This is a genomic window from Microbacterium sp. NPDC055910, from assembly GCF_042271185.1.
In the GTDB taxonomy this organism is placed as follows: domain Bacteria; phylum Actinomycetota; class Actinomycetes; order Actinomycetales; family Microbacteriaceae; genus Microbacterium.
The window spans coordinates 1-1,043 of record NZ_JBHJZS010000072.1 but is presented as its reverse complement, the minus strand read 5'-3'; the positions used below and the strand labels follow the sequence as shown (position 1 = coordinate 1,043).

4 protein-coding genes are annotated in these 1,043 nt (G+C 61.6%); all 4 read right to left on the bottom strand.

Going from position 1 to position 1,043, the window contains the following annotated elements; all coding sequences use genetic code 11:
* The coding region (locus tag ACFC3F_RS15085) for a hypothetical protein (protein ID WP_376131545.1) at positions 1-255 on the bottom strand (255 nt) is incomplete at its 3' end.
* Positions 255-530: a hypothetical protein gene (locus ACFC3F_RS15080; protein WP_290723855.1), complete on the bottom strand. Its 276-nt coding sequence runs from the start codon at positions 528-530 to the stop codon at positions 255-257. The genes ACFC3F_RS15080 and ACFC3F_RS15085, both read right to left, overlap by 1 nt.
* 174 nt (positions 531-704) lie before the next feature.
* Positions 705-830, bottom strand: coding sequence for a hypothetical protein (locus ACFC3F_RS15075; protein WP_290723858.1), 126 nt, complete (start codon positions 828-830; stop codon positions 705-707).
* The coding region (locus ACFC3F_RS15070; protein WP_376131542.1) for a hypothetical protein at positions 830-1,043 on the bottom strand (214 nt) is incomplete at its 5' end. The genes ACFC3F_RS15075 and ACFC3F_RS15070, both read right to left, overlap by 1 nt.

Genomic DNA, 1,043 nt, shown 5'->3' with positions numbered 1-1,043 from the left:
AAACGACAGAACCCCCACGCCATCAGGGCATGAGGGAACCAACGCACCCAGTATGCCTGTGGATAACTGCGGCTGCCAAGCTGCACCGATGGTGTGTTCCTGTGGCAGGACATGCGCCTCGGCGAAACGACGTCGGTACTGCATCGACGTCAGGCGTCGCAACACGCGGTCACTCGGACCTGCATAGACCACCGACGCTTCACCCTTCCGCGCTGGCTTATCGATCAGTCGCCTGATGAACTCGGGTTCGTTCATCACTTGCCCACCTTGCTCATCTTCGGGAACCACACGGTTCGGGGTTGGAAGTCGTGGTGATCGGACCACACCTGTGCGACGACGAGGAGGCCAGCCGCGACGGGATGGTCGGTCGGGTCGTCAACATCGTTGGCCTCGAGGTGCGCAACGATCTGGCCCGCTACCGTACGCAGCGCATCAACTGTGCGCCTGTGCTTCTCGGGGTTGGGCATCGCGTTGGCGGCGTCGGCCTCCTCGCTGAGCCTGGCGTCCACGAACTCGACGATGTTCGTCATTGCTGTCCTCTCGTGGGAACGGTCGACCCCAATCGCAGGGGCCGTAGAAGTCACGTGCGTGGTAGTGCCACCACAGGCCGGTCGTCGCACGCTGGTACACGCGGCCGCCACACTCGGTGCAGAACGGGATGATCTCGGGCAGCTCTGCGAGTAGCTCGGCTTCGCTGACGAGGATCACTGCTCGTCCTCGTCGCGGCCCGTCATCGTGTTGTGATCCCGGTCAGCCCTCGACCGATCGAACATCGTGAACGGGTTGTCCCAGAACTGCATCCACAGTTCGCGTAGACGGGCGAGAAGCATTACAGGCCACCCTCGTCGAGGACCCAAACGATGTATGTGTGGTCGTCGCGGGGCTCTTCCCACACGACTCCCACTTTGTTCTTGGCGTACTCGTCCTCGTCAGGAATGCGAGCGAAGTAGACCTCGCCGTCAACGTTCTGAGTGCCGATCATCGTCTCGTTGCTGTTGACGTCGTGGACAGCTACGACGCCGCCCTTCTCTTCGATGTATAGC

Coding starts and splice junctions, on each gene's coding strand:
- ACFC3F_RS15080 (WP_290723855.1), bottom strand. CDS start 530: ATGACGAACATCGTCGAGTTCGTGGACGCCAGGCTCAGCGAGGAGGCC.
- ACFC3F_RS15075 (WP_290723858.1), bottom strand. CDS start 830: ATGCTTCTCGCCCGTCTACGCGAACTGTGGATGCAGTTCTGGGACAAC.